This is a genomic window from Xenorhabdus sp. KK7.4, assembly GCF_963876465.1.
Lineage (GTDB): Bacteria > Pseudomonadota > Gammaproteobacteria > Enterobacterales > Enterobacteriaceae > Xenorhabdus > Xenorhabdus stockiae.
Genome location: NZ_CAWNQF010000078.1, coordinates 15,363 through 41,622 on the forward strand (window position 1 = coordinate 15,363; position 26,260 = coordinate 41,622).

Sequence of the window (26,260 nt, forward strand, 5' to 3'; positions counted from 1 at the left end):
CGCTGAGGTCAGATGAAATCCAACTTAACGGCTTCAAATACTGAAGCCACTGTACCGCTGAACTTTATGTTTCAGCGGCATACATTGTCGGATGCGCATTTTGAGCGTATCTGCCAATTTATTTATCAGCGGGCCGGGATTGTACTGGCAAAAAATAAACGAGAAATGGTTTACAACCGCCTTGTCAGGCGATTGCGTGTTCTGGGGTTTAATGATTTTGGTCAATATCTGTCTATTCTGGAACAGAACAGTCATAGCAAGGAATGGGAATTATTCGTTAATGCCCTGACAACTAATCTCACTGCGTTTTTCAGGGAAGCCCACCATTTTCCGATTCTTGCGGCACATGCCGGCAAAAAAAACGGGGGGACTTACCGTGTCTGGAGTGCAGCGGCTTCCACTGGAGAAGAGCCGTATTCCATCGCCATGACGTTATGTGATGCGTTAGGGCATCGTTCAAACCGGATAAAAATCATTGCCAGTGATATTGATACTCAGGTACTGGAAAAAGCCCGTCAGGGGATTTATCGGTTAGATGAACTACAGCATCTGAGTGACAGTCAAAAGAAAAAATACTTTTTCAAAGGTGTTGGTTTTTATGAAGGATATGCCAGAGTTCGCCCGGTGCTGACTGAAATGGTCAGCTTTCAGCATCTGAATTTACTGGATTCTGAGTGGGCACTTGAAGGTAAATTTGATGCGATTTTTTGTCGTAATGTCATGATTTATTTTGATAAAAAAACGCAGGAAAGAATTTTACGACATTTTGTCAATTTCTTAAAACCAGATGGTCTGCTCTTTGCCGGGCATTCCGAGAATGTTACTCAAATTAGCCGAGAGTTCTACTTGCAGGGACAGACCGTTTACGGTGTAGGTCAGGCAAGGAGGGGTCATGAATAAAATAACAGTTCTTTGTGTGGATGATTCGGCGCTGATGCGCCAAATCATGCGGGAAATTATCAATAGCCATCCTGACATGGAAGTTGTGGATTGTGCGCCTGATCCCTTTGTTGCCCGCGATTTAATCAAAAAGCATAACCCGCAGGTACTGACACTGGATGTCGAAATGCCGCGGATGGATGGAATTGATTTTCTTGAAAAACTCATGCGGTTGCGCCCTATGCCCGTAGTGATGGTTTCCTCCCTGACGGGAAAAGGTTCGGAAATCACATTAAAAGCACTAGAATTGGGCGCGGTGGATTTTGTGACCAAGCCGCAGTTGGGGATCCGTGAAGGAATGCTGGCCTATAGCGAGCTGATTGCTGAGAAAATCAGAGCGGCGGCGCAGGCAAAAGTCAGCACGAAGAAGACTGTAGAGAAAGTTGACGCTCCACTGAGTTTTAAGCCACTGTTATCCAGTGAAAAATTGATCGCGGTCGGTGCCTCTACCGGAGGGACTGAAGCAATTAAAAACCTGTTACAACCTTTGCCTGTTACCAGCCCGGCATTACTTATCACACAGCATATGCCATCAGGTTTTACCCGCTCATTTGCCGAACGGCTCAATAAACTGAGCCAGATTACCGTTAAAGAAGCGGAAGATGGTGAACGGGTTCTGCCGGGCCATGCCTATATAGCACCGGGAGATCGTCACATGGAACTGTGCCGTAGCGGTGCAAACTACCAAATCATGACCAGCAGCGCTCCACCGGTGAATCGTCATCGCCCTTCAGTCGATGTTCTGTTCCGATCCGTGGCCAAATATGCCGGGCGTAATGCGGTGGGAGTTATCCTGACAGGAATGGGAAGTGATGGTGCAGCGGGTTTACTGGAAATGAAGAAAGCGGGCGCTTATACACTGGCACAAAGTGAAACGAGCTGTGTGGTGTTTGGTATGCCGCGGGCGGCAATCCAGCTGGGCGCTGTCGATGATGTGATGGATCTGCAAAAACTCAGCAGAACGATGCTGGCTAAAATCAGCACCGTGCAATCAGTTCGGATTTAGTCGGATCTGATTAAATTGAGTCATATTTAGGCCCGATGGATTTCAGATTACAGGATAGTAGCCTGAAAGATAAAGGGAATATTGAGTGTTAACTTTTACAGCACGATGCTGTCGGATGAACAAAATTTCAAGGAGTTTTTATGGCAAGTAAGGATTTAAGATTTCTGGTAGTTGATGACTTTTCAACCATGCGTCGGATTGTGCGTAATTTGCTGAAAGAACTGGGATTTAACAATGTTGATGAAGCACAAGACGGAGCAGAAGCCCTGACAAAACTTCGGACAGCTGAATTTGATTTTGTTATTTCTGACTGGAACATGCCTAACATTGATGGCCTGGAGTTACTGAAAACAATTCGTAGTGACAGTGAACTGGCTGCTTTACCGGTTCTGATGGTAACGGCGGAAGCAAAGAAAGAAAACATCATTGCAGCCGCACAGGCCGGAGCCAGTGGTTATGTTGTGAAACCATTTACTGCGGCAATTTTGGAAGAAAAGCTTAACAAAATATTTGAAAAGTTGGGGCTCTAAGGAGACAAAATGAGTGAAAATCCAGTCATGCCTAGAAGAGATGAGGCGATTACAACCAGTGAAATAATCAGTCGTATCGGGCAGTTAACAAGAATGCTGCGAGATAGTCTGCGTGAACTGGGATTGGATCAAACCATTGCTCAGGCGGCTGAGGCGATCCCTGATGCGAGGGAACGATTGAATTACGTTGTCCAAATGACGGCACAGGCAGCAGAAAGAGTGTTGAATTGTGTTGAAGTGGCTCAGCCCCGCCAGAATGAATTAGAAGCTTCTGCAAAATCCCTGACTCAGCGCTGGGATGAGTGGTTTGCAAATCCGACTGATTTAGAACTGGCCGGGGCACGTTCTTTGGTCACGGACACGAGAAATTATCTCAGTCTCGTACCGGAACATGCTGCATTTACCAATGCCCAACTACTTGAAATCATGATGGCACAAGACTTTCAGGATCTCACCGGGCAGGTAATCAAACGGATGATGGAAGTCATTCAGGAACTGGAAAAACAACTGGTTATGGTATTAATGGAAAATATACCTTCTGATCAGATGGCCAAAACGAAAAAAGAGAATGACAGTCTTCTTAATGGCCCACAGGTCAACCAGGACGGGGTTGGCGTTATCGCCAACCAAGAACAGGTTGATGATTTACTGGATAGTTTAGGTTTTTGATAACGAGTGATAATACTTTAAAGAACACCCTATTAATGATTTGGCAGGCGACTTGCCTGCCAAAACTCAATTCCCTCATGGTGTTGTTTCATCAGTGTTTTTCCCTGATTTAGTTTGCCAATTGACATTACCGTTCAAGTTCTGTGAGAGCTAATTCCGCGACCTGTAGGGTGATTGGAGCTTCGTTATAGTGCATTCTCTTTTGGCGAGAAAGATGCCTGCTATACAACCGAGCGCTTTTCTTAGCGCCCGGACTTCTTAGGTAAATTTTAGTTAAATAACTGTGTTTGATAAATGGGTACCAGTGCCTGCGCTATAGGGTAAAATACACGAGGTTTTTCTTTACAAATTTCTGAGGCCGTAACATTTCTTTTAGACTGAGATGAAGGTGAATCACCGCATGCATTTTCGGTAGCTATAGCGTTTAGTTCTAATTCTGATGGTCCAATATCATCATAGTTTAATCTTCTATGTAATTGGTCATGTAATCGTTCAAAATATCTATCGTCAGCCCCCATTAATGGTGTGCTGGCGTCTGGTCCTCCTCGGGGAACGAGTGCTGTAATTGACTCTCCATAAACATGTCCAGCTTCTAGATCTATAGGATCCTGATGAGACCATTCAAAATCCCTCATATGTTCATTTGGATGGTGCAAACCTAAAGCATGACCAATTTCATGAGACATAACATAATAAACCAGCATGTTTGCAATTTGTTGATCTCCAATCCCTGAAGGCAATGCATCCCTGAATATATCGAATTCTTCATTTGAAAAATGCATCTGGCTTGATACAACAATGCCCGAAATATTAAAAAGTGGGTATGCGTAATGATTCATAATTTGATCCGGTAAGATTAACGTTGTCAGAGCATATATATTATGTTGCCGTAAAAAACCTTGCTGGTTATATTCTGGGTCTGTCTCTGCTCTGGAGAACCAAAAATTAACTTCAGCCGGTGGGCCTTGAGGGACTTCAGTAAGGGTAATGGGGATACCCCTTTGGGCTAAGCGCCGCCGCCACATATCGAATGCATGGCGTATTTCTGTCGTAGTATCAACAAGATAATATCTTCCGCCATTAAAAACTGCAACCTGTCCTATATTACTTTCTATTAAATATCTTAGATGATTATTGTAATATCGGGCTGGACTATAGACTTGATCATCAATGGCATAAGAGCAAGCATGCCTGTTCGGGTTTGTACGGGCTGCGGGATCATAATCCTGAGTAGCAAAAACATTAGATGCTGAGAATAATAGAATCAATAAAATATACTTCATCTTAGACTCTCTTAATTTTAAATTAAACCGTATTTATATTTTAATAAGTGGATTGAATTGAAGATGAAATGATATAAACACGAAATTTCAAAATCAGTATTTTTATTTAAAATAAAGCCTTATATATTAAAATGCATTAACATAGTAAGTGAAATATCATTATAAATGAAGTGAATAATTTGATATTTCTTTAAATGACCTATTGCAAATTTGTACATTGGGTTACTGATTTAAAATAATTGCCTATTAATTTAAATCAGTAAACCAGCGACTTGAAGAAAGCTGATATCTGTTATCTATTATAGTACAAGGGTGTTATTTGTGTTATTTTTTTAGAGGAGTTTAAATGTTTATTCATTACAAGAATAATTATGATGAATTATCATTGTTCCAGTTCTTTGATTTTTAATTAAAATTAGAGAGTGTGTATACCTAATATTACAGCGAGCCTGACCGTTATCGCCATAAAGAGAAGTTACTGCACAGGTGATTACGTGGCTTATGAAACCCTCCCGGAAGAAAAGTATCCTTTTGAAAATACCATTAAAACAATTAACCATTTAATATGGTTATATTATATAAATCCTAAATCAATCAGATAATAATTAAAATAAAATTAATAATATCTTTTTATACTTACGTTAGTAGTAAACACAATGTAATACTTCCAGATGATATTGTGGCTGCCGAAAATACACGGGCTGCTTTTTCACTTTTATTAACAGCCTATTCCTCTGGGTCACCGATAAAAATTATGAGGTGTTATAAGGACAGGCTTGTGGCGTTTGGAATGGGACAAAATAGGCTTTAAATAGGATACATTATGGCGATAGGACGGGGATGATATCGGTTTAGACATCCCTGCCTATGCTGTTTGGTACTTTTGTAATGCTGCCCGGCTTTCAAGAGTGCTACCGCCGGTCAGTAATACACTGTTACGGATCAATTCCAGTGTATTGCGCAAAGCACTACAGGCCGGATTATGATAAATAGTGATATCTGCTATTACACATTATCTTTCTGTTTAGCGGAAGATCCGGCCCATAATTAAAGGATTATTAAAACGACAGGCGCAGTGCCAGTGCAGACAACGTCACAAAAAGAACCGGAATGGTCATCACGATCCCGACGCGAAAATAATAACCCCATGAGATAATGATATTTTTCTGCGCGAGAACATGCAGCCAAAGTAACGTTGCCAGGCTCCCAATGGGTGTGATTTTAGGTCCCAGATCACTACCAATAATATTGGCGTAAATCATAGCCTCTTTGATAACCCCCGTAGCCGTACTGGATTCAACAGACAGTGCACCAACCAGAACGGTAGGAAGGTTATTCATCACCGATGATAGAATTGCTGTCAGGAAACCGGTGCCCAGCGTCGCTCCCCAAAGACCGTAATCAGTTAAGGTATTCAGTATGCCAGACAGCACATCGGTGAGACCGACATTACGCAAGCCGTATACCACCAGATACATCCCAAGTGAAAAAATAACGATTTGCCAGGGTGCCTTTTTCAGTACGTTACCCGTATTGATCACATGACTTCGGCGAGCAACCAGCCAGAGGACAAGAGCGACGACAGAGGCAACCAAACTCACAGGGACGCCTAAAGGCTCAAGGGCAAAGAAACCCGTCAATAACAGGGCAAGTACAATCCAACCGGTTTTGAATGTGCGCACATCACGAATAGCCTCACGCGGTAATTTCAATTTCGCAACGTCATAGGCCTTCGGAATATCTTTGCGGAAAAACCAGTGCAACATGGCAAGCGTAGCGGTGATAGCAGCGATATCAACCGGTACCATTACTGAGGCATAATCATGAAATCCCAGTTTGAAGAAGTCAGCAGAGACGATATTCACCAGATTGGAGACGATCAACGGTAAACTGGCCGTATCAGCAATAAATCCTGCGGCCATGACGAACGCCAGCGTGGCTCCCCGGCTGAAACCTAGCACCAGAAGCATCGCAATCACTATCGGTGTCAGAATCAACGCCGCACCATCGTTTGCGAACAACGCGGAAACACTGGCTCCGAGCAAAATAATGTAGGTGAAAAGCCAGCGGCCTCTGCCTCCTCCCCAGCGTGCAACATGCAGGGCTGCCCATTCAAAAAATCCCGATTCATCAAGCAACAGACTAATGATAATAACAGCGATAAAGGCTGCCGTTGCGTTCCAGACAATTTGCCACACTACTTGAATATCACTGACATGGACAACACCCGTGATCAAGGCAAGTGTGGCACCAATGACAGCGCTCCAGCCAATGCCAAGCCCCTTTGGTTGCCATATCACCAGAATCAGAGTCAGAATAAAAATTGCCCCTGCAAGCCACATAGTTTTCTCCTAAATATACATATGTGAAAAATCGAATTTGTTTGAATAAATTTTTTGTTACTGACAGACGGATTTACCGCTTGTTGTCGAGTTGATCTTCTGAAGTCGCGTACTCAACTGAGCTATCTCAGCCTGCTGACATTGAAAAGCTTGTTCAAGGACATTAGCTGCCCAGACAGGGATATGTGGAGACAAACGATAGTAAATCCACTTGCCTTCACGTCGATCTAGAAGCAGCCCAGCTTCGCGAAGCATGGCCAGATGGCGCGAAGTTTTAGACTGCGGTTCCTGAAGTGCCGTTGAGATATCGCAAACACACAGCTCGCCGGTCTCACGTAGCAACAACATGATACGAAGGCGCGTCTCATCCGAAAGATATTTGAAAAAATGAAGCGGGGTAAGCTGAGTCATAAATACTCCTAATGAAGAAACGCGCGGGGTGCGTAGTGGCGGATGCAGGGCAGCAAATGCCGAAAGCACGTGAACCACGACTCTGGCCCCATATTCCGGTCTGGCGATGATACACAGTATGCCTCTCAGGCCTGTAGATTTCAGCGTTAGAGCTGTTTGGCCCGTCCCTGCCTTTATCATGGATGGCAGGAATGAGCCGGTGGAATTTATCAGATTATTCCTTTCTGGGTAAAGGTAACCCGTGTGGCTTCATTCAGATCCATAGTTTTCATAGCTTCTGGTGACACCCACGCAATTTCCTGAAATTCTTCGTTGAATGTAATGTCTCGGTTGGTACTGATACAGTCAAAGATGAGGTAAATCATGTAAATTTCTTCTGTGGTGCCATCCGGATACGTTTTAATCCGGATATCATCACGAAAAGCCCAAGGTTTCACTTCCGTTATTTCCAGAGCTTCACCCAGCTCTTCCCTGATTTCTCGTCTTAGTGCTGCTTCCATTGTTTCGTTGGGTTCCATTCCTCCTCCGGACAATGCCCACTGACCCGGGAAAACACCACGATCAGATGCCATCTTACAAAGCAGGTATTCTCCATTATTCTGAATGATAGGACAGACAATTGTTCTTTGACGCATATCACCTCCGCAGCATATTTATTTTATTGATAACTATATCAGAAAATTCGTTAATATTATCCGGGCCTTGACAAATCATCACTCTGTTCCGGAGATTTTCGGGAAGGTTATTCAAAAAGTATTGATACTCATCATGCCAGCCTTTTATCCATTTAATTTTTGTCACTTCATCAGGAAACTCCTTGGGGCGGATGCCGTGAGTTTCATCAGCATGTAAATGTTGAAGAGAATGTTCTGCGGAATAATTAAGGAAAACGATAAGGTCTGGTACAGGAATAATATGATTTATTTCTTCCCATAATTGCATATATGCTCTGTGATGCGATTCATTGATATACCCCGTCTTCAGCATGAAATTAATAAATATATAATCTTCAAGGTGAGAACGTTCCATCACCAGATTAAATCCCTTAGCAGTCCAAGATCTTATTAGCGTTTCAATGGTCAGATTTTTGAGGAAATGGGAGAGCTGACTTAAATCATCTGGAGTTTTGAGATTTTTAGTCAGCTCAGTAGACGGGGCTTGTAACTGTATCTCATCTATTTTCTCACCTGTTTTGGTTGATAAATTAATCATATCAAAAACAGGCAATTACATAAATTTAGAAACAGAGTTGATTTCCGGTTAATTTTTACTTAAACCAGCCACTGGATTGTTTTTCCCGGGCTTTACCTTCACTTTCCAGCAGAGATTTAGCTCCAGATGATAGATTACGGTTAACATCAGCTTCTGACTGAATAACATCCGTCTGCGCAGCTTGTGTTTTCAGTTCTTGATCAATAAATTCGTTTTCACGCTTTACTCTGGCTGAACGTTTTTCAATTTCGAGTTTTTTCATCTCAATTTCGAGTTTACGCAGTTCATCCTCATAATCTTGATCCCGCTTTTTGTCTGCTTTAACTTCTGCGAGTACTCTTTGTTTTTCTGCTTCACGAGTAGCTTCCTGCTTTCTGATTTTTTCTGCTCTGGCAGCGGCTTCCCTCTGTTTTCTCTCTCTTTCTACTTTAGCTGCTTTTTCTCGCTGTATTTGTCTTTCAGTTTGTTGCTTTTGTTCTTCGGCCTTACCTTCATTTTCAGCTTGAGCAATCGCGGAAAGCTGGTCCTGAAGAGATGAAGCAAAAACAGGGGTGGATAAGGAGATCAACAGGGATGAAATAATAATTTTTTTAACCATGATTCACCTTATTATTATTTTTTATCCGGGCAAGCAGCATTTGGTTGGATACGTGTTTCATTTGTTTTGGTTGTAATCACAAGAGCCAATCCCGGAGTGAACTGGCAGGTGCGACCAACCTGAGTAGAAGTGTAGATTTTAGTTTTTTCTTTGTAGGTAAGGGATACGCCTTCAACGATGACTTTATCTTTCACCACAGAACCTGCTGCCGCCCCAAGAGCACCACCACCTACAGCCCCTGCGGCAGTACCCGCGCCAGAACCAGAACCTGCGTTATACCCAACAACACTACCTGCGACAGCACCAAGAATAGCGCCAAAAGTTTGAGCAGCTTCTTTGTTTGCTTTATTTTCTACAGCGATTTTGGCAGGAAGAACTGAAATAATATTGATTGTTTTTGTTTCTTGCTTTCCATTTAACTGGGTTGTGTCATAAACATCTGCTGCATATGAATCAGCATTGGACTGACATCCACTGATAATCATTGAAGAAGCTGTGATTGCTGAGATGCATAATAATTTGATTTTCACTTTTATTACCTACTAAAACCGCCAAAAGCGCAGGATTATGCACTTTTTTGTGATAATAAACAATAAAATATATTTTTATATTAAATTAGCTCCACAATTTGTAGAGCTAATTTATTTTTCACTTAATTCAATGATATTTTGCTAATTATTACCACTTGAACTATTTTTAATTCCAATAGAATAATGTTGATCTATAACTTCAGCCAATTCACATATTGTCGGATGAGAAAATAGCAGTGCAAGTGGGATTTCCATATTCTGTTTCCGCATACGGGATAATAATTGCACTGCTGTTAATGAATGGCCTCCCAGTGCAAAGAAATTATCATGGCGACCTACTTGTTTCTGTTCCAATAATTCCTGCCATATCTCTGCCAGTGCAATTTCTACATTACCAAGCGGTGCCTGATAGGCTACAGCAGCAGGTTGAGTTGAAATTTGCATAGCTGGTGGCAGGTTAGTCTGAGCGGCGGTAAAGTCCTCCAGTAATTTCCGGTGTTCAGTGGTAGGCAGAGTAGAAATATCCATAATCGGTTTTTGGGACTCATTTTCCAGTGTTTGTACCAGATCAGACAACGTTGCGGTCATGCAGGTAATCAGATAAGCAGGATCAATTCCCGCAACTGACTGAGCACTCAGCAGGAAGCCTTTACTTAAATCATCCACGGCAAGATAAAGAGGGTAATTCGTCCTTTCCTTGCCGGTTACCAGATGTATGCCTTCCCATAGCGTGTTGGTGACATTTGACTGGCTATGACGATAGTTCAGCAGCGTGTTAAAAAGTGGCAGAGGCGGTGCAATGTTGCTACAGCGCTGTGTTTGTGCCAGTGACGCTTGTTCGTGTTCAAGTAACTGTGTCAGGCTGCGATAGGTGGCTTTCACGGTTTCCTGCACACTGTTTTTTGCCAGCCGGATACGCACAGGCAGGGTGTTAATAAACAGTCCCAGTGTTTGTTCAATACCGGCATTTCCCTGCATTCGTCCCAGTAAAACAGTACCGAAGACCACATCATCCCGTCCGCTTATTTTTGCCAGTATCTGTGCCAGTGCTACGTGAAATAATACGCCGGGGCTGACTCCCTGACGGCTTGCTTGCTTACGGACGGCTCTGGACAGGGATGCACTCAGTGGTTTAATGACCTCAGTTATCTGCCTGTTTTCACTGTAGATATCCAGTATCCCGAAAGGAGCGGTAGGCGTATCCACATCGGCAAGCATTTCACGGAAGAAGGTTTCATGATCTGCTATCGGCATGTGCAGGGACTGGGCGATAAAGTGACGATAAGGCAGTGCTGGAGGCAGTGGTTCAATGCGTTGGCGCAGCAGCTCCTTAATTTCAGCGATGATATGATCCAGCGACATATGGTCATTAAGTATGTGGTGACAGCAGAAAGCCAGCAGCCACTCACCCTGATGCGGATCATAGGCAATATCGGCGGAGAATAACGGTGCACGGCTGATATCAAGGCGGTGCTGACAAGGCTCGGTGTACGCTAGCAACTGAGCCGGAATGTCTTCGCTACTATCTGTATCCGGTATAAAGGTCTTGATATGCAGGGATGCCTGACGCCAGACAACCTGTACCGGCTGAGCTATCCCTTCCCAGCAGATGGCTGTGCGCAGGATATCATGGCGATTAATGAGTTGTTGCAAAGCATTCAGAAAATCATCAAGGCGTTTACGGCTATCGAATGCGAACAGGGTATGTAGTAGATAAACATCCCCCTGTGTTTGCATCAAATGATGGAACAACATACCTTCCTGTAATGGCGCAAGAGGGTAGATATCCTGAATATTGGCGGCTCCACCGGGAATGCCCGCTGCAATCAGATCAATTTCATCTTGTGCCAGAGAAACCAGCGGCAACATGTCAGGCGTAATCGCGGTACAGTTATCAGGGATCAGGTTAGGAGGGATGGCGAATGTCTCTGGGTTATCCTCCGTGACTTGCATCGTTTTTGCCATTTCAGCCAGAATCGGCGTGACGAACACCTCACGGATATTAAGACTCCAGCCACGGCTGCGTAGTCGTTCGACTAAGTTGATAATCATCAGTGAATGACCGCCCAGTTCAAAGAAATGGTCATAACGTCCGATTTTTTCCAACCTCAATAATGCCTGCCAGATCTCAGCCAGTACCATTTCTGCTTCACCCTGCGGTTCTATATAAGTCCGGGTAACGACAGCATCCAGATCCGGTGCAGGCAGTGCCTGACGGTCGAGTTTGCCATTAGGAGCCAGTGGGAACGCATCCAGTATTACAAATGCGCTGGGCAGCATATAGTCAGCGAGATATTGTGCAAGTTGTCGGCGTAGCTCTGCGGGCTCCGGTTTTGCACCGGGTTCAGCGATAAGATAGGCAACAAGGCGTTTATCATTCCCTGTTTTTGAATAAGAACTCTCTTCGCGGGCCAGTACGATAGCTTCACATACACCCTGACACTGGAGTAGTCTGGTTTCAATCTCGCCTAACTCAATACGGAAGCCGCGGATTTTAACCTGAAAGTCATTGCGGCCGAGGTATTCAATATTACCGTCAGCGCGCCAGCGAGCCAGATCACCGGTCTTATACATACGAGCATCGGGTTGCTTGCTAAAAGGATCAACAACAAATTTTTCGGCAGTCAGCTCCGGTTGATTTAAATAACCCCGCGCAACACCCATGCCCCCAATGTAGATTTCGCCACTTACACCGACAGGAACCGGTTGACCAAATGAATCCAGAATATAGATGCGGGTATTGGAGAGCGGGTGCCCAATCGGGATACTGTGAATGATGGTGGAAATGTGATTGTTGCTGCCCATCATCATTTCCCTGTTGACCATTATCGCAGTCGCAGTAATGGTGATTTCTGTCGGGCCATAAGCGTTGAACCAGCGGCAGTTTGCTGTTTCCGGACATGAAAACCAGTCTATTAAACAGCGGGGTTCTACTTTATCCCCTCCAACAATCAGAGTATGAATGCAGGAACTGAAACCGCTGCGTCCGGCTTTTATCTCCTGTCCCCAATGATGCCAGAAAGCAGTCGGTACATTAATGATCGTGACTTTCTGTTCACGTATGAAATCGACAAAAGTGTTGTCCGGTACTTTGAGATAAGAAGGTCGAAGTACCAGCGTAGCGCCGGAGGCCAGCGTAGGAAAAATATCTGATACTGAAATATCAAATGCGAAGGTAACAAACTGAAGTACACGATCTCCCGGCGCGGGTTCACTAATTTGACAGTGAGCGCCAATAAGGCTGACCACATTACGGTGTTCGAGCATAACGCCTTTCGGCTTTCCGGTTGAACCAGAGGTGTAAATGATATAAGCCAGATGATGTGGCTGAATTCCTGTTTGCTGGCGGTCAGGATTATCGGCAGATTGTTTTTGCATACCATCCCGATGAGTTTCATCATCCAGTAACCAGATGGGGATATTTTGTATCGGTAAGCGTGTTTGTAGATGTTTCTGGGTCAGTAATATGACAGGCTTACTGTCAGTGAGTTGGTATGTCAGCCGTTCTACGGGATATTCCGGATCAAGCGGAACGTAACCGGCACCTGCTTTTAAAATCCCAAGCAGGCCAACAATCATATCCAGCCCCCGCTCAACATGAATTGCCACCCGATCATCAGGACGAACGCCAAAGGCAATCAGGCTGTGGGCCAGTTGATTGGCGAGGCGGTTAAGTTCGCCATAACTCAATGACTGTTCTTCAAAGATCACTGCCGTTGCATCGGGTGTGCGTTGTACTTGTTCTTCGAACAGCTGATGAATCAACATATTCTGTGAAAAATCGGTAACAAGGTTTTGGGCAGGTTTATTACTCTGAACCGGTGGAATATCGTTGAAATCAGTCAATAACTGCTGACGCTCGGCAACAGATAACATCGGTAGGAAGCTAATAGCCTGCGTTTCGTCTAATGACATGGCTGTCAGAACATTGGTGAGATAGCCCACGATGCGTTGAACCGTTGCTCTGTCAAACAGACTTGATGCGTATTCCAGATAACCGCTGAGTCCATCCTGAGTTTCAGTCAGTGCCAGTGTCAGGTCAAAATAGGCGGTGCTGTGCGGCTGTTCCATTAATGAAACGGATAATCCCGGTAACTTGATGGAGGGGTCGGTTGTATTGTTCAGTGCCAGCATAACCTGAAAGATCGGGTTATGGCTCAGGCTGCGTTCAGGATGCAGAATTTCCACTAACTGTTCAAAAGGCAGCTCCTGATGAGCGTAAGCTGCCAGTGATCGCTCACGGACATGGGTGAATAAATCGGCTACGGAGTGGCACTGTTCAGTTTCGATACGTAAAGGCAGGGTATTGACGAAAAAGCCAATTAATCCTTCGAGTTCACTGTGTGAACGATTGGCAACGGGTGTGCCGATAACGATATCGTTCTGCCCACTTAACCGGGTAAGTACAATTCCCCAGGCAGTGAGTAATGTCATAAACAGCGTTGTGTTTTGGCGTTGTCCGAGCGCTTTGAGTGCAGAAAGCAAATCAGCACTCAGGTGAACAGGAATATGATCTCCTGTGTAATGTTGCTCTGGCGGGCGTGGGTAATCAGTAGGGAGAGACAGTAGTGCCGGTGCTCCCTGAAGCTGGTTTTGCCAGAAATCTTTTTGTACAGCGAAATCCTTGCTTTGTAGCCATTTTTGTTGCCAGACCGCATAGTCAGCGTACTGGATAGAAAGCGGGGGTAAGGAAGTCTCATTTTCTCCCAGAGCAGTGGAGTAGAGTGCACTAAGTTCGCGGAGCAATATGCCCAGTGACCAGCCATCAGTAATGATGTGATGCTGGATCAGAATCAGTACGTGTTCTTTATCAGACAGTTGCAGTAACTGGCCCCGAATCATTGATTCACTGGCGAAATCAAACGGTGTCTGTCTTTCGATTTTAACCAGTTCGTTGATGCGGCTCAGGCGGGCTGTTTCATCTAAACTGCGTAAATCGTGATGAGTCAGAGAAAACCCGGTATTCGCGTTATCGATATGCTGATAAGGCTGTTCATCCACCAGTACAAAACGGGTACGTAAACTTTCATGTCGGCTGACGAGATGGTCAAGTGCTGTTGCAAACGCAGCATGATCGAGATGCCCATCCAAACGCAGGACAGTCGGAATCTGATAGGCCAGACTGATTTCGCTATTAAGACGGGTAAGAAACCACAGACGCTGTTGCGAGAAAGAGAGCGGTAGGAGCGGATCGCGTTCAGCGGGGGTAATGGTGCTTTGAGTTGTCACAGAAGTGTTGGCGATCAGCACAGCTAAATCAGCCAGAACAGGATGAGAAAAAATCTCCTGTAAGGGCAGTTCCCGCGCCAGTTTCTGGCGTATGCGGGTGGTAAACTGGATGGCGAGCAGGGAGTGACCGCCTAACTCAAAGAAATTGTCATAACGCCCAATTTGCTCCAGTTTTAGCAGTTCCTGCCAAATTTCGGCCAGTTCTGTTTCGGTTGCTCCGATAGGCGCCTGATAATGACGAGTTACCCGTGCAGCCTGATCCGGCATTGGCAGTGCCTTGCGGTTGAGCTTACCACTCGAGGTTAACGGAAAGGTATCAAGGATCACAAAGGCACTGGGCAGCATATATTCAGCAAGGTGTTGTGCGAGTTGTTCTCTTAGTTTTGCGGGATCAAGATTTGTATCAGGATCTGCAAGCAGATAAGCAATTAACTGTTTATCACCCACTGCTTTTTCACAATTAGCGGCTTTTTCATGAGAATCGTCTTCCCGGGCAATGACAGCCGCTTCACGTACACCATGACATTGCACTAGTTTCGCTTCGATTTCACCCAGCTCAATACGGAAACCGCGTATTTTGACCTGAAAATCGTTACGACCGAGATATTCGATATTACCATCAGGTAACCATCGAGCCAGATCGCCGCTTTTATACAGACGGGCATCAGGATCTGAAGAAAATGGGTCAGAAATAAAATGCTTATCCGTTAACTCAGGGCGGTTCAGATAACCACGGGCAACAGCGACCCCACCAATATAAAGCTCACCTGAAACACCAACAGGAACCGGGTTTTTCTGATTATCGAGCAGATAAATGCGGATATTATCGATGGGTTTTCCGATAGGAATGCGACCAACATACTGATCCGCCAAACATTGCCAGGCCGTGACATGAATTGCCGCTTCTGTCGGGCCATATAAATTATGTAACTGGCAGTGGGCAAAATAGGACAGACATTTCTGCTGCAAGGCGTAAGGAAATGCTTCCCCACTGCATAAAATATGACGCAAAGAAAGACAACGACCGGCGGGGATCGCACTGAGAAAGAGCTGTAGCATTGAGGGCACAAAATGGATGAAAGTAATTTTGTGTTTTTCTGTCTCTGACAATAAATAATGTGGGTCTTTATGGCCTTCCGGACGAGCAAGAATCAGCCGGGCACCAAACATCAGAGGGGGAAATAACTCCCAGACCGAAACATCGAAACTGAATGGTGTTTTCTGCAAAATCCGATCTTGCGGCGTTAACTGATACGTTTTTTGTGCCCAGAATAAGCTATTGATAACAGCACAATGTTCATTCATCACCCCTTTTGGCACTCCGGTTGAACCAGAGGTATAGATCACATAAGCCAGATGGCGTGAGGTTAACCCCAGAGTGTCAGGGTCTGGATTACTGTCTGGCATGCTTGTTAGCAAGCATTCACAATTGCTCAGATTGACAATAGGTATGCTATCGGTCAGCTGATGAGTGAGATTAACAAAGGGTGTTTGAGTGAGCAGGGCAACAGGTGCCGAATCTTCAAGCATGTAAGCCAGACGTTCAGCTGGCTGGTGGGGGTCGAGCGGAACATAAGCCCCTCCGGCTTTCAGAATTGCGAGCAATCCTACGATCATTTCCAGACTGCGCTCAGTACAGATGGCTACCCGATGGTCAGGACGTACACCGAGGGTCAGCAGATAATGAGCTACCCGATTGGCCTGACGGTTTAGTTCGGCATAACTTAACGACTGTTCTTCAAAGATCACCGCAATCGCATCAGGCATGTGCTGAGCCTGTTTTTCAATTGACTGATGAATAAATTTTTGCTGGGAAACGGTAGCTGTATGGAGGGGAAATACCAAATGAGGATAAGGTTGTGTTTCCTGATAGGATTGTGTTGTGTTGAAATCCACCACCAGTTGTTGACGCTCTCTGGCCGGTAAAATCGAAATATTCAGAATTGGCTGGTGGGGTGCGGTTTCCAGCGCATTAACCAATCCCGTCAGGGCGGTGGTCATATAGTTGATCAGACGAACGGGTTCTATATCTGATACGCTCTGAGCAACTAGACTGAATCCATCGCCCCAGTCATCCACAAACAGACCAAACGGATAGTTAATTCTCTCTTCCTGCATCAGCAAACGAATCCCTTCCCATTTATTAAAAGTAAGGTTCGACTGACTATGACGATAGTTAAGCAGGGTGTTGAAGAGCGGTACAGAGGGCGCCACGCCGCTACAGTTCTGAGCCTGTGTCAGAGTGGCCTGTTCGTGTTCCAGCAATCTTATCAGACTGAGGCTGGTTTCCTGAATCGTCGCCTGTACGCTGTTATTCGCCAGTTTAACCCGGATAGGCAGGGTATTGATAAGCAAGCCCATCGCCTGATTGATACCGGTACTGCCCTGCATTCGCCCTAATAAAACTGTACCGAATACCACATCATCGCGCCCGCTGACTTTTGCCAGAACCATAGCCAGCGCGGTATGAAACAGGATACTGGGGCTTATTCCCTGACGTTTTGCCTGTGTACGGATAGCTTTGGCTAGTTTGGCATCAATAGGTTGTCTGGCCTCTGCGATTTCTTTATTTCCGCTATGAACATCCAGTATCCCGAAAGATACCGTTGGTTCCTCCACATCAGAGAGGACTTCACGAAAATAGTCTTCATGAGCTGAAGCCGGAACATTCAGCGCTTGGGCAACAAAGTTGCGGTAAGGTAACACCGGGGACAGTTTTTGAGTATGACTGCCTAATAATGCGCTGATTTCACTAATGATACTTTCCAGTGTTACATGGTCACAGGCTAAATGATGGATACACAATGCCAGTAACCATTCATCCCGTAGTGGATCATAAACAATGTCAGCAGAGAATAGCGGAGCCTGACTGATATTAAGGCGATACTGATGAGGATCAGTGTGTGCCCGTAATTGTTCAGGAATATCCGCTTCACTATTTGTTAAATGACACTCTGGCGAAAATGTCTTAATACTCAGAAGAGCCTGACGCCAGACAACCTGAACGGGTTTTTCCAATCCCTGCCAGAAGATAGAAGTATGCAGAATATCGTGACGGTTAATAACCTGTTGTAAGGCTGACAAAAAACTGTCCAGTCGTTCACGGCTGCCAAAGGCGAGCAAATTGCGTAGCAGGTAAGTATCGCCCTGTTGCTGCAACAGATAATGGAACAAAATCCCTTCCTGTAGCGGAGTGAGCGGATAAATATCCTGTATATTGGCAGCGCCTCCGGGAATGGCAGCAGTAATGGTATCAATCTCATGCTGAGACAGGGAAACCAGAGTCAGCATGTCGGGAGTAAGGGCAGTACAGCCGTCAGGAATGAGATTAGCGGGTACAGTGAATGCAGGTATGTTTTCCTGCTTTATATTTCCCTGAGTGGCATACTGCTGAACTGAGAGTATCGCTTCAGCCATCTCATTCAGTACTGGTTTAGCGAATACAGTCTGGATGCCGATAACCCAGCCCATATTCCCCAACTGCTCTATCAGACTCACCGCTAATAGTGAGTGTCCGCCCAGTTCGAAAAAGTGATCGTAACGGCTGATATATTTCACGCCGAGCAATTTTTGCCAGAGTTGGCTCAGCACTATTTCAAGCTCTCCTACCGGAGCCTGATAACTGCGTGTGACGATTGAAGTGTGATCGGGTTTGGGCAGAGCTTGTCTATCCAGTTTTCCACTGGTTGTCAGAGGAAAAGCATCAAGTGTTACAAAGGCACTGGGTATCATATATTCGGCAAGGTGCTGCGAGAGTTGTTGCCGGAGCGCCATGGGTTCCAGTCTGGCATTGGCTTCAGGCAGCAGGTAGGCGATCAGATGTTTTGATACTGAACTATATTCATCCGGTGTGTCTTGATCGGCAATCTCTTCATAAGAAGGGTTGTCATAAGGCAGTACCACGGCTTCGTGTACGCCATCACACTGATGTAGCCTCGCCTCGATTTCACCCAGCTCAATACGCAGGCCACGCAATTTAATTTGAAAATCATTGCGGCCGAGGTACTCAATTCTACCGTCAGGCAGCCACCGTCCCAGATCGCCGGTTTTATACATACGAGCCCCGTTATCAGCAGAAAACGGATCGGTGAGGAAACGCTCGGCAGTCAGTTCGGGACGGTTCAGATAGCCACGGGCAACACAGGCACCAGCGATATAAATCTCTCCTGTAATATTTGGAGGAACGGGCTGGTGGTATTTATCAAGAATATAAATTTGGGTATTGGCGATGGGATAGCCGATTGGAGGTGCTTTGCTTTCCTGACTGTCACATTGGCCAAAGGTGGCACAAATGGTCGTTTCTGTCGGGCCATAGGCATTGATCATCCGTCGTCCTTTCGCCCAGCGCTTAACCAACGTAGGCGGACACGCTTCCCCTCCCACGAGCAGAGTTTGCAGCGTTGCAGGAAGAGAATCCACTGTTGCCACTACACTGGGGCATAATAGTGCAAGAGTAATGGCATGAGTTTCTAAATAATGAGACAGGATTTTTCCGGGCAGAAGGTCTTCCCGTCTGGCGAGGTAAAGTTGCGCTCCGGCTAGTAATGCCATGCAGAATTCCCAAATACAGGAATCGAAACTATTTGAGGAAAATTGTAAAACCCTGCTTTCTGGCGTGATGTTAAGTTTATTCTGCTGAGTCGTAATCAGATTACACAGGCTGCGATGCTCAACCATGACACCTTTCGGCTGACCTGTTGAACCGGAGGTATAAATAACATAAGCCAGATGACGGGAAGTGAGTCCCTGTGCCTGAATATTCGGGTTTTCTGCCGAGCTTTCATCTAAAACTGAATATGGCGGGTTATCAAGCAGTATAGTTGGTAGGTTCTTATTCCATTTTTCTGTTATTGCTGATTGAGTCACCAGTGCGACAGGCTCTGCATCATTGAACATATATATCAGCCTGTTGCTCGGATAAGCCGGATCGAGGGGCACAAAGGCACCACCAGCCTTGAGGATCCCCCATAACCCGACCATCATTTCCAGACTGCGTTCAATACAAATAGCGACTCGATCATCAGGCCGGATACCAAGCGCAATCAGGTGGTGTGCCAGACGATTGGCTTGTTTGTTCAGCTCGGCATAGGTTAATGACTGGTTTTCAAAAACCAGGGCAATCGCATTCGGAGTGCGTTGTACTTGTGCTTCGAACAACTGATGAATCAGGGCATCCTGCTGAAATTTCGCCTGAGTGGCGTTGAAATCCACTAATACCTGCTGACGCTCGATATCGGGCAGAATAGGCAGGCTAACTATTTTCGTATTTTTTAGGGAAGGTGTTTCCAGCGTAGTGAGAGCGGCATTAAGCAGAACGGCAAGGCGGGAGCGGAGTGTTATTAATTCCTGATGGCTCAGATAATCAGGAGAAGCATGGAGTTCAATGGAAATAGGAGGAGGTATATTATTAGAGCGGGAAATATCTGTATGTTGCTTTATTTTGACAGTCAGCGGATAAGGTATACCGGATTGCATGTCAAAAAGTTTGACTCTGTTGTCCTCTCCTTCTATCAGAAAATTAGCTTCAATCGACTCCAGAGATAAGGCAATATGAAATAACTTCGTGTTCTCTGCTTTTTGCCGGGAATGGCGTTGCCGGTTAAGTTCTACCATCGGGAAGCGTTGATGTTTATAACAACACCGCATTTCAGCGGCGACTTTATCCATGACATCATGAAACGTATCTTCCGGCTCAATGGTGATACCAATCGGAAATACAGCCACAATCATCCCTACTGTCTGCTTTTGTTGTGGATTTTTACGATTATGTAGGGGAATACCGATAACAATTTCATTGATATCGGTTGTCCGCGCAAAATAGCAGGCCAGAACGGCATACATGAAATGCAGGAGTGGCAGTTTCCGCCCGCCAATAGCCTCTTCTATACGCTTAAAAAGATCCTGATCCAGTGACCAGATAACAGATTGTGCGACAACAGGTGTGGATGGTTTATCACCGGCCGGATTATGGGATTGGACGGGTTTGAGTAATGGAGGAGGCAATCTTTCATACCGCTGTAACCAGAATTGCCTGTCATAAGAATAGTGTTCTGAAGCAAAGTAATTGAGTTCATCTCCAACGAAATCCAGATAAGAGAAAGTAACCTTATCCGGTATTTTTCCTTGCATCAATCGGTTATAGGTATCGAGAAGTTTTTCAGAGAGTATAAACATACCTGCACCATCAATAATCAAATGATGGCCGCAGAATTGCCAATATCGGCAGGTATTACTTATTTTCAGTAAACTGGCTCGCCACAGCACATCATCCAGTTGAAACGGACGCATCAACTGAGCATCCATATGTTCTTTTACTTTGAGTTCTACATCGGGATATGATGACAAATCGAGGATATCCATGGTCACAGATTGTGGCCTGACAACTTTTTGCGCGGGTAAGCCGTGTGTACTGATAAATTGCAGATTCAGAGAATCATTACTATAAACAACCTGTTCAAAGGCGCGGACAAATACTTCTTCATTCAACTCTCCTTCGACACAGATAAATATGTTGATATTGTAGTCATAAGAGTCAGGCCGAAGCGCCTGATCAAACCAGATGGCCTGCTGCGGAGAGCTAAGAGGATAGGTATTCGAAATAGGTTGATGGCTATCACGAACTGCTGAGGAAATTTGTGAAGAGTTCTCATGTGACATTCTCATTTCTCCTTGGTAAGAGTCTGGCTTTAATTCTTATCCATTTGAAAAATAAATGTATATCGCCTTAGGCTAACCTTGATGCAAAGAAACGTAATAAGGCTGGATGACGATATCCATGTAAAATACTTAACGAACTATAACTTCAGGAAATTAAATTAACTGAAATTAATATCAGATGTCGATATTTTTTGTTGAAGAAAAGTTAATTTTAAGTGTAGGTACTGTGAGGAGTGAGGCTCGGGCAAAGCGAGCCCCGGAGGTTATTTTCGGTTCAGAGAATAGCAGATGAGGGTTGAGACCAAAGCAAGCCCAGCTAAAATTAACATCAGAACCTGATAGCCTTGAGCTAATGCATCAAAACGGGCTAATAAAAATACAGTATCAGTAAACTGCATATCAAAATAAAATCTAAAGCAGATTGCTGCGTTGGAAATAAAAAATGGTGCTCTTTACAGCACCATATAATTAATAATCACTGCCAGACGATCAAACATTTCACTGAATAATCGTTCTGTAAATGGCACCAGCATCGGGAACAGCAGGGAGAGGGTGAAAATGCCAACTGTCAGCGTCAGGGGAAAGCCAACTACGAACACGGAAAGTTGAGGCGTCATGCGGTTCAGCATCCCTAACGAGAAGTTCAGAACTAACAATAAAGTAATGAGTGGCATTGCCAGCATCATGCCATTGATAAATATCAGGCTGGCACTTTGCGCCAGTAACAGAAAACTTTTTGGGTTTAACTGGGTAGTCTGAATAGGGATGGAATAGAAGGTATCAGCCAGAATGGATAATATCCATAAATGCCCGTCAAAAGCCAGAAACAACAGCATCATCAACATATTCAGAATACGCGCCAAGATTGGCATATTCGGGCCACCGGTCGGATCAAAAAATGTGGCGAAAGATAGCCCCATCTGTAGCCCCAGAACTTCACCGGCATGACGCACCACAGCAAAGGCAATCTGGATAGTTAACCCCAGAGCAACGCCAATCAGCACTTGCTGGATCAGAACCCAAATTCCGGCAACGGAAAAGATCGGAATTTGGGGAGACGGAATACCGGGAACCAGTAAGGCGGTGATCACTAATGCCAGCCCGATGCGGACTTTTATCGGCATCTGCTTTTCGCTGAAAATCGGGGCGATGCTGAACAATGCCAGAAGGCGCGCCAGTGGCCAGAAAAAATCACTGACGAGGCGGGAAAGTGTTTCACTGTCAAACGGGATCATGATTAACCAATAATCGTAGGAATACTGCTGAAAAGTGTGCGCATGTAATCCAGCAATAGATTGAGCATCCACGGGCCGGCAACGATAATTGTGACAACAACGGCCAGAATTTTAGGAATAAACGACAGCGTCATTTCGTTTATTTGTGTCGCTGCCTGCAACATACTGATCACTAAACCACATATCAAAGCAGATAAAAGCAATGGCGCGGCCAGCGCCAATGCGACTTTCATTGCTTCAACACCAAGTGCCATTACCGATTCTGGAGTCATAATTTTTCAAACCGTTTTCGATCTTTTTAAGAAAAGTTCTGTTAGACGTAAAAACTTTGCGCCAACGAACCAAGCAATAATTGCCAGCCATCCACCAGAACAAATAGCATCAGTTTGAATGGCAGCGATATTGTGGCGGGAGGAACCATCATCATCCCCAGAGCCATCAAAACACTGGCAACAACCAAATCGATGATCAGGAAAGGAATGAAAAGCGTAAAACCAATCTGAAACGCTGTTTTCAGTTCACTGGTAATGAAAGCCGGAACCAGAATCCGCATCGGGACAGAATCGGCAGTTTCAAATGCTTCCTGATTCGCCAAACGGGCAAACAGTGCCAGATCGTTTTCCCGGGTCTGACGCAGCATAAACTGGCGCACAGGATGGGAACCTTTCTCCAGTGCCGTTTCCAGCGTGATTTTGTCTTCACTGAAAGGCAGATAGGCATCCTGATAAACCTTATCGAATACCGGGGCCATAATGAAAAAAGTCATAAACAGCGCTAAGCCCAGCATTACCTGATTCGGTGGGGCAGAAGGTGTTCCCAGTGCATTACGCAGTAGGCCCAGTACAATGATGATGCGGGTAAAACTGGTCATCATCAGCAGTGCAGCGGGAATAAATCCCAGTGCAGTAATGAAAATCAGGGTCTGAACCGGCAATGACCAGCTTTGACCGCCATTTGCCAGCGGCTGACTGATGATGCCCGGTAACTCTGCTGCTGCATTCATGGGAAACAGTGGCAGTAATAGCGCCATAAACACAGCTGCCAGACGCGCCGGAGAAATATGTGCGGCGAATTTCCGGCTTTTTATTTGATTGCCTATCATAAGGAAAACTCTATTGTTCATCGCCGTCCCTGTCGTTCCTGTTTTTTCGCTGAAGCTTATTTTTTAATAACTGACCGAAAGGAAGTGTCTTGAGCACGGTTTCCTTTTCCGTGTCATCAGGTGGTACAGGTAACTGATGTAACATAGTGATCTGTTGAGGGGTGACACCCAGTACCAGCCAGCTGTCCTCGATTTCAACCACGACAATCCGCTCTTTTGCCCCAAGTGAACAACTTGCTTTTACATTGAGTAACCGGTGATTTTTATTTTTGGCAGGAGCGAGTCCCAGACGACGGATCAACCAAGTTATGAAAAATATCAGTAACAGGATCCCGCCCAGAGCACTACTGACCTGCATCAGTGTCTGACCGGCAGAAAGGGGAGGGGCATGTGTTACTGCTGTACCAATCGGTGCGGCATCTGATGCCGCACCACTTTGGAAAGAAGTATGAAGAGAAGGCTGGTTCGCCATCATGGTTAACGACTCAGGCGACGCATGCGCTCAGAAGGTGTGATGATATCCGTAATACGGATACCGTATTTATCGGATACGACGACCACTTCTCCTTGTGCAATCAAATAGCCGTTGATCAGGATATCCAGTGGCTCACCAGCCAGACCATCAAGCGAAACAACAGAACCCTGAGAAAGTTTCAGCAGTTGTTTGATAGTCATTTTGGTGCGTCCCAGTTCAACAGAGAGCTTAACGGGAATATCCATAATCAGGTCAATATCAGAAAGCTGGGAAAGCGCATCCTGCGGTTCAAGGCTTTCAAAAATTGACGAGCCGCTGTCAGAGGCAAGCTGTGCAGCCTGTTGTTCCAGCGCCTCTGCCCACGATTCTTCAGTCAAGCTGGTATCTGCGGGTTGTTTAGCATCACTCATTGGGCTTTTCCTCATCCAGAGCATTTAAAACAGGGTTAATCAGGTGTTCAACGCGCAGGGCATACTGCCCGTTGAGTGTTCCATATTGGCTGGTGAGCACCGGCACACCATCAACGTGAACGATCAGACGTTCAGGCTTTTCAATCGGCAAAACATCGCCGCGCTTTAGCTGGAGAATTTTTGACAACCGCAGGGGAATATCAGCAAAATTTGCCACCAGTTCCAGTTCTGAGTTCTGAACCTGTTTCACCAGAATGTCACGCCACTGCCCGTCTTCCTGCCGTACATTTTCCACCGGAGGATTTGTTAGCAGTTCACGCAGGGGTTCAATCATGGCAAACGGAATACAGATGTTGAATTCCCCGTACAGGTCACCAATTTCCACCGTAAATGGCGTGGTGACCACGATATCGTTAGGGGAAGTCGTGATATTCGTGAATTTCACCTGCATCTCAGAGCGCACATATTCCACGTCAATCTTAAAGATGGAATCCCATGCGTCACGATAGGCATCCAGTGCCAGTTTCAGCATCCGATTGATGATCCGCTGTTCGGTATAGGTGAATTCACGGCCTTCCACTTTAGTCGGGAAGCGCCCGTCACCACCAAACAGGTTATCAACGGCGATATAAACCAGACTGGGGTCAAAAGCGAACAGTGCGGTTCCTCTCAGCGGTTTCAGGTGAACCAGATTGAGGTTGGTCGGCACGGCCAGATTGCGGGCAAAGTCATGATAAGGCTGAATTTTAATGGCACCGACCGTAATATCCGGACTGCGGCGCAGCATGTTAAACAGCCCCATCCTGAATTGGCGGGCAAAGCGTTCATTGATGATTTCCAGTGACTGCAAACGCTCGCGTACAACACGGCGCTGTGTATGCGGATCGTAAGGACGAACCTCACTTTCCACTGACGACGTAGTTTGTTCTACGTCATCCGCAGCAGCATTGTCACCATTGAGCAGAGCATCGATCTCTGCCTGTGAAAGAATATTGTCACTCATCGTGATTATCGCAGAATAAACGTAGTAAACAACACATCGGTGATCTCTTGATCAGGTTCACCGGGGATCAGTGTTGGGCTCAGTGTCTGTTTAATGTCTTCCACTAAACGTACTTTGCCGTCATCTTTTGCCAGATCAGTTGATCTCTGGCGGGATAGTAACAGCAGCATACGGCTACGAACTTCAGGAAGGTAATCATGGAAGCGCTGACGAGTTATTTCATCAGACAGACGCAGCGTCACGCCGACATACAAAACGCGATCAAAATGATCTTCGTTGTCTATCAGATTGACGGTAAAAGGTTCCAGTGTCATGAATACCGGAGTACTTATGATTTTGGCTTTTTCTGTACTGTTATTGCCGGATTGCTTCATTGTCCACCAGCTATATCCTCCGATGGCGGTACTAAATACGGCAATCAGTATTAGCAGTATCATCCAAATTGTTTTTGTGCGCTTACGCTCGTAGCTATAATCAGACATGGACAGACAAATTCCTGTTTTCTGTAGTGGAGTAAGGCACCGCGCATTCCGTGGCGGAGTTCCTTATCCAACAAATTCAACATCAATTATCCCGCGTCTTTGTTCCGGCAATGGCAGGAAAAAGCGCGGAAAAAACCATTAACTCAC

The 26,260-nt window shown here is 45.4% G+C and carries 19 protein-coding genes and 2 pseudogenes; 4 read left to right on the forward strand and 17 right to left on the reverse strand.

The window, feature by feature from the left end; genetic code table 11:
- Positions 1–12: 12 nt before the first annotated feature.
- The 4 genes from cheR (at position 13) to cheZ (ending at position 3,144) form a co-directional block, all read left to right on the forward strand.
- On the forward strand, positions 13–900 hold the full coding sequence (gene cheR / locus AACS90_RS12900; RefSeq protein ID WP_099111798.1) for a protein-glutamate O-methyltransferase CheR: 888 nt from the start codon (positions 13–15) through the stop codon (positions 898–900).
- A complete protein-coding gene (locus AACS90_RS12905) occupies positions 893–1,945 on the forward strand; it encodes a protein-glutamate methylesterase/protein-glutamine glutaminase (RefSeq protein WP_099120481.1) in 1,053 nt (350 codons plus the stop codon). The genes cheR and AACS90_RS12905 overlap by 8 nt, the downstream gene beginning before the upstream one ends.
- Before the next feature lie 140 nt (positions 1,946–2,085).
- Positions 2,086–2,475, forward strand: coding sequence for a chemotaxis response regulator CheY (gene cheY, locus AACS90_RS12910; protein ID WP_099111796.1), 390 nt, complete (start codon positions 2,086–2,088; stop codon positions 2,473–2,475).
- Positions 2,476–2,484: 9 nt separating this feature from the next.
- Positions 2,485–3,144: a protein phosphatase CheZ gene (cheZ, locus tag AACS90_RS12915; RefSeq protein ID WP_099120482.1), complete on the forward strand. Its 660-nt coding sequence runs from the start codon at positions 2,485–2,487 to the stop codon at positions 3,142–3,144.
- Positions 3,145–3,413: 269 nt separating this feature from the next.
- Here the strand turns inward: cheZ and AACS90_RS12920 are convergent, their stop codons facing one another.
- From AACS90_RS12920 to fliL, 17 genes and pseudogenes are all read right to left on the reverse strand, one after another.
- Entirely contained in the window at positions 3,414–4,427 is a 1,014-nt protein-coding gene (locus AACS90_RS12920; protein ID WP_099120483.1) for a matrixin family metalloprotease, read from the reverse strand.
- Between the two features lie 931 nt (positions 4,428–5,358).
- A pseudogene (locus AACS90_RS12925) lies at positions 5,359–5,433 on the reverse strand (arsenate reductase); the annotation flags it as partial.
- A 52-nt stretch (positions 5,434–5,485) separates the two neighbouring features.
- Entirely contained in the window at positions 5,486–6,769 is a 1,284-nt protein-coding gene (locus AACS90_RS12930) for an arsenic transporter (RefSeq protein ID WP_099120484.1), read from the reverse strand.
- A gap of 57 nt (positions 6,770–6,826) precedes the next feature.
- Positions 6,827–7,180: a metalloregulator ArsR/SmtB family transcription factor gene (locus AACS90_RS12935; RefSeq protein ID WP_099120485.1), complete on the reverse strand. Its 354-nt coding sequence runs from the start codon at positions 7,178–7,180 to the stop codon at positions 6,827–6,829.
- Positions 7,181–7,389: 209 nt separating this feature from the next.
- Positions 7,390–7,815, reverse strand: a complete 426-nt coding sequence (nudI, locus tag AACS90_RS12940) for a nucleoside triphosphatase NudI (RefSeq protein ID WP_099120486.1) — start codon at positions 7,813–7,815, stop codon at positions 7,390–7,392.
- A gap of 1 nt (position 7,816) precedes the next feature.
- A complete protein-coding gene (locus AACS90_RS12945; protein WP_339373622.1) occupies positions 7,817–8,263 on the reverse strand; it encodes a deoxynucleoside kinase in 447 nt (148 codons plus the stop codon).
- A pseudogene (locus tag AACS90_RS23330) lies at positions 8,237–8,359 on the reverse strand (IS256 family transposase); the annotation flags it as partial. The gene AACS90_RS12945 and the pseudogene AACS90_RS23330, both read right to left, overlap by 27 nt.
- Positions 8,360–8,447: 88 nt before the next feature.
- Positions 8,448–8,990: a DUF5384 family protein gene (locus AACS90_RS12950; protein ID WP_099120488.1), complete on the reverse strand. Its 543-nt coding sequence runs from the start codon at positions 8,988–8,990 to the stop codon at positions 8,448–8,450.
- Positions 8,991–9,004: 14 nt separating this feature from the next.
- The gene (locus AACS90_RS12955; protein ID WP_099120617.1) at positions 9,005–9,475 is read right to left on the reverse strand and encodes a hypothetical protein; all 471 of its coding nucleotides are present in this window, start codon (positions 9,473–9,475) and stop codon (positions 9,005–9,007) included.
- Between the two features lie 186 nt (positions 9,476–9,661).
- Entirely contained in the window at positions 9,662–21,406 is an 11,745-nt protein-coding gene (locus tag AACS90_RS12960) for a non-ribosomal peptide synthetase (protein ID WP_099120489.1), read from the reverse strand.
- Between the two features lie 452 nt (positions 21,407–21,858).
- Entirely contained in the window at positions 21,859–22,641 is a 783-nt protein-coding gene (gene fliR, locus AACS90_RS12965; RefSeq protein ID WP_099120490.1) for a flagellar biosynthetic protein FliR, read from the reverse strand.
- Positions 22,642–22,643: 2 nt separating this feature from the next.
- The gene (gene fliQ, locus AACS90_RS12970; RefSeq protein ID WP_099120491.1) at positions 22,644–22,913 is read right to left on the reverse strand and encodes a flagellar biosynthesis protein FliQ; all 270 of its coding nucleotides are present in this window, start codon (positions 22,911–22,913) and stop codon (positions 22,644–22,646) included.
- A 41-nt stretch (positions 22,914–22,954) separates the two neighbouring features.
- Positions 22,955–23,671 (reverse strand): flagellar type III secretion system pore protein FliP, encoded by a 717-nt coding sequence (fliP, locus tag AACS90_RS12975; protein ID WP_099120618.1) that lies wholly within the window; start codon positions 23,669–23,671, stop codon positions 22,955–22,957.
- 82 nt (positions 23,672–23,753) lie between these two features.
- Complete coding sequence (fliO, locus tag AACS90_RS12980; protein ID WP_099120492.1) at positions 23,754–24,218, reverse strand: flagellar biosynthetic protein FliO; 465 nt, start codon at positions 24,216–24,218, stop codon at positions 23,754–23,756.
- A 2-nt stretch (positions 24,219–24,220) separates the two neighbouring features.
- The gene (fliN, locus tag AACS90_RS12985) at positions 24,221–24,628 is read right to left on the reverse strand and encodes a flagellar motor switch protein FliN (RefSeq protein ID WP_099120493.1); all 408 of its coding nucleotides are present in this window, start codon (positions 24,626–24,628) and stop codon (positions 24,221–24,223) included.
- Positions 24,621–25,631: a flagellar motor switch protein FliM gene (gene fliM / locus AACS90_RS12990; protein ID WP_099120494.1), complete on the reverse strand. Its 1,011-nt coding sequence runs from the start codon at positions 25,629–25,631 to the stop codon at positions 24,621–24,623. The genes fliN and fliM overlap by 8 nt, the downstream gene beginning before the upstream one ends.
- A gap of 5 nt (positions 25,632–25,636) precedes the next feature.
- A complete protein-coding gene (gene fliL / locus AACS90_RS12995) occupies positions 25,637–26,113 on the reverse strand; it encodes a flagellar basal body-associated protein FliL (protein ID WP_099120495.1) in 477 nt (158 codons plus the stop codon).
- Positions 26,114–26,260 lie beyond the last annotated feature (147 nt).

Coding starts and splice junctions, on each gene's coding strand:
- cheR (WP_099111798.1), top strand. CDS start 13: ATGAAATCCAACTTAACGGCTTCAAATACTGAAGCCACTGTACCGCTG.
- AACS90_RS12905 (WP_099120481.1), top strand. CDS start 893: ATGAATAAAATAACAGTTCTTTGTGTGGATGATTCGGCGCTGATGCGC.
- cheY (WP_099111796.1), top strand. CDS start 2,086: ATGGCAAGTAAGGATTTAAGATTTCTGGTAGTTGATGACTTTTCAACC.
- cheZ (WP_099120482.1), top strand. CDS start 2,485: ATGAGTGAAAATCCAGTCATGCCTAGAAGAGATGAGGCGATTACAACC.
- AACS90_RS12920 (WP_099120483.1), bottom strand. CDS start 4,427: ATGAAGTATATTTTATTGATTCTATTATTCTCAGCATCTAATGTTTTT.
- AACS90_RS12930 (WP_099120484.1), bottom strand. CDS start 6,769: ATGTGGCTTGCAGGGGCAATTTTTATTCTGACTCTGATTCTGGTGATA.
- AACS90_RS12935 (WP_099120485.1), bottom strand. CDS start 7,180: ATGACTCAGCTTACCCCGCTTCATTTTTTCAAATATCTTTCGGATGAG.
- nudI (WP_099120486.1), bottom strand. CDS start 7,815: ATGCGTCAAAGAACAATTGTCTGTCCTATCATTCAGAATAATGGAGAA.
- AACS90_RS12950 (WP_099120488.1), bottom strand. CDS start 8,990: ATGGTTAAAAAAATTATTATTTCATCCCTGTTGATCTCCTTATCCACC.
- AACS90_RS12955 (WP_099120617.1), bottom strand. CDS start 9,475: ATGATTATCAGTGGATGTCAGTCCAATGCTGATTCATATGCAGCAGAT.
- AACS90_RS12960 (WP_099120489.1), bottom strand. CDS start 21,406: ATGTCACATGAGAACTCTTCACAAATTTCCTCAGCAGTTCGTGATAGC.
- fliR (WP_099120490.1), bottom strand. CDS start 22,641: ATGATCCCGTTTGACAGTGAAACACTTTCCCGCCTCGTCAGTGATTTT.
- fliQ (WP_099120491.1), bottom strand. CDS start 22,913: ATGACTCCAGAATCGGTAATGGCACTTGGTGTTGAAGCAATGAAAGTC.
- fliP (WP_099120618.1), bottom strand. CDS start 23,671: ATGGCGCTATTACTGCCACTGTTTCCCATGAATGCAGCAGCAGAGTTA.
- fliO (WP_099120492.1), bottom strand. CDS start 24,218: ATGATGGCGAACCAGCCTTCTCTTCATACTTCTTTCCAAAGTGGTGCG.
- fliN (WP_099120493.1), bottom strand. CDS start 24,628: ATGAGTGATGCTAAACAACCCGCAGATACCAGCTTGACTGAAGAATCG.
- fliM (WP_099120494.1), bottom strand. CDS start 25,631: ATGAGTGACAATATTCTTTCACAGGCAGAGATCGATGCTCTGCTCAAT.
- fliL (WP_099120495.1), bottom strand. CDS start 26,113: ATGTCTGATTATAGCTACGAGCGTAAGCGCACAAAAACAATTTGGATG.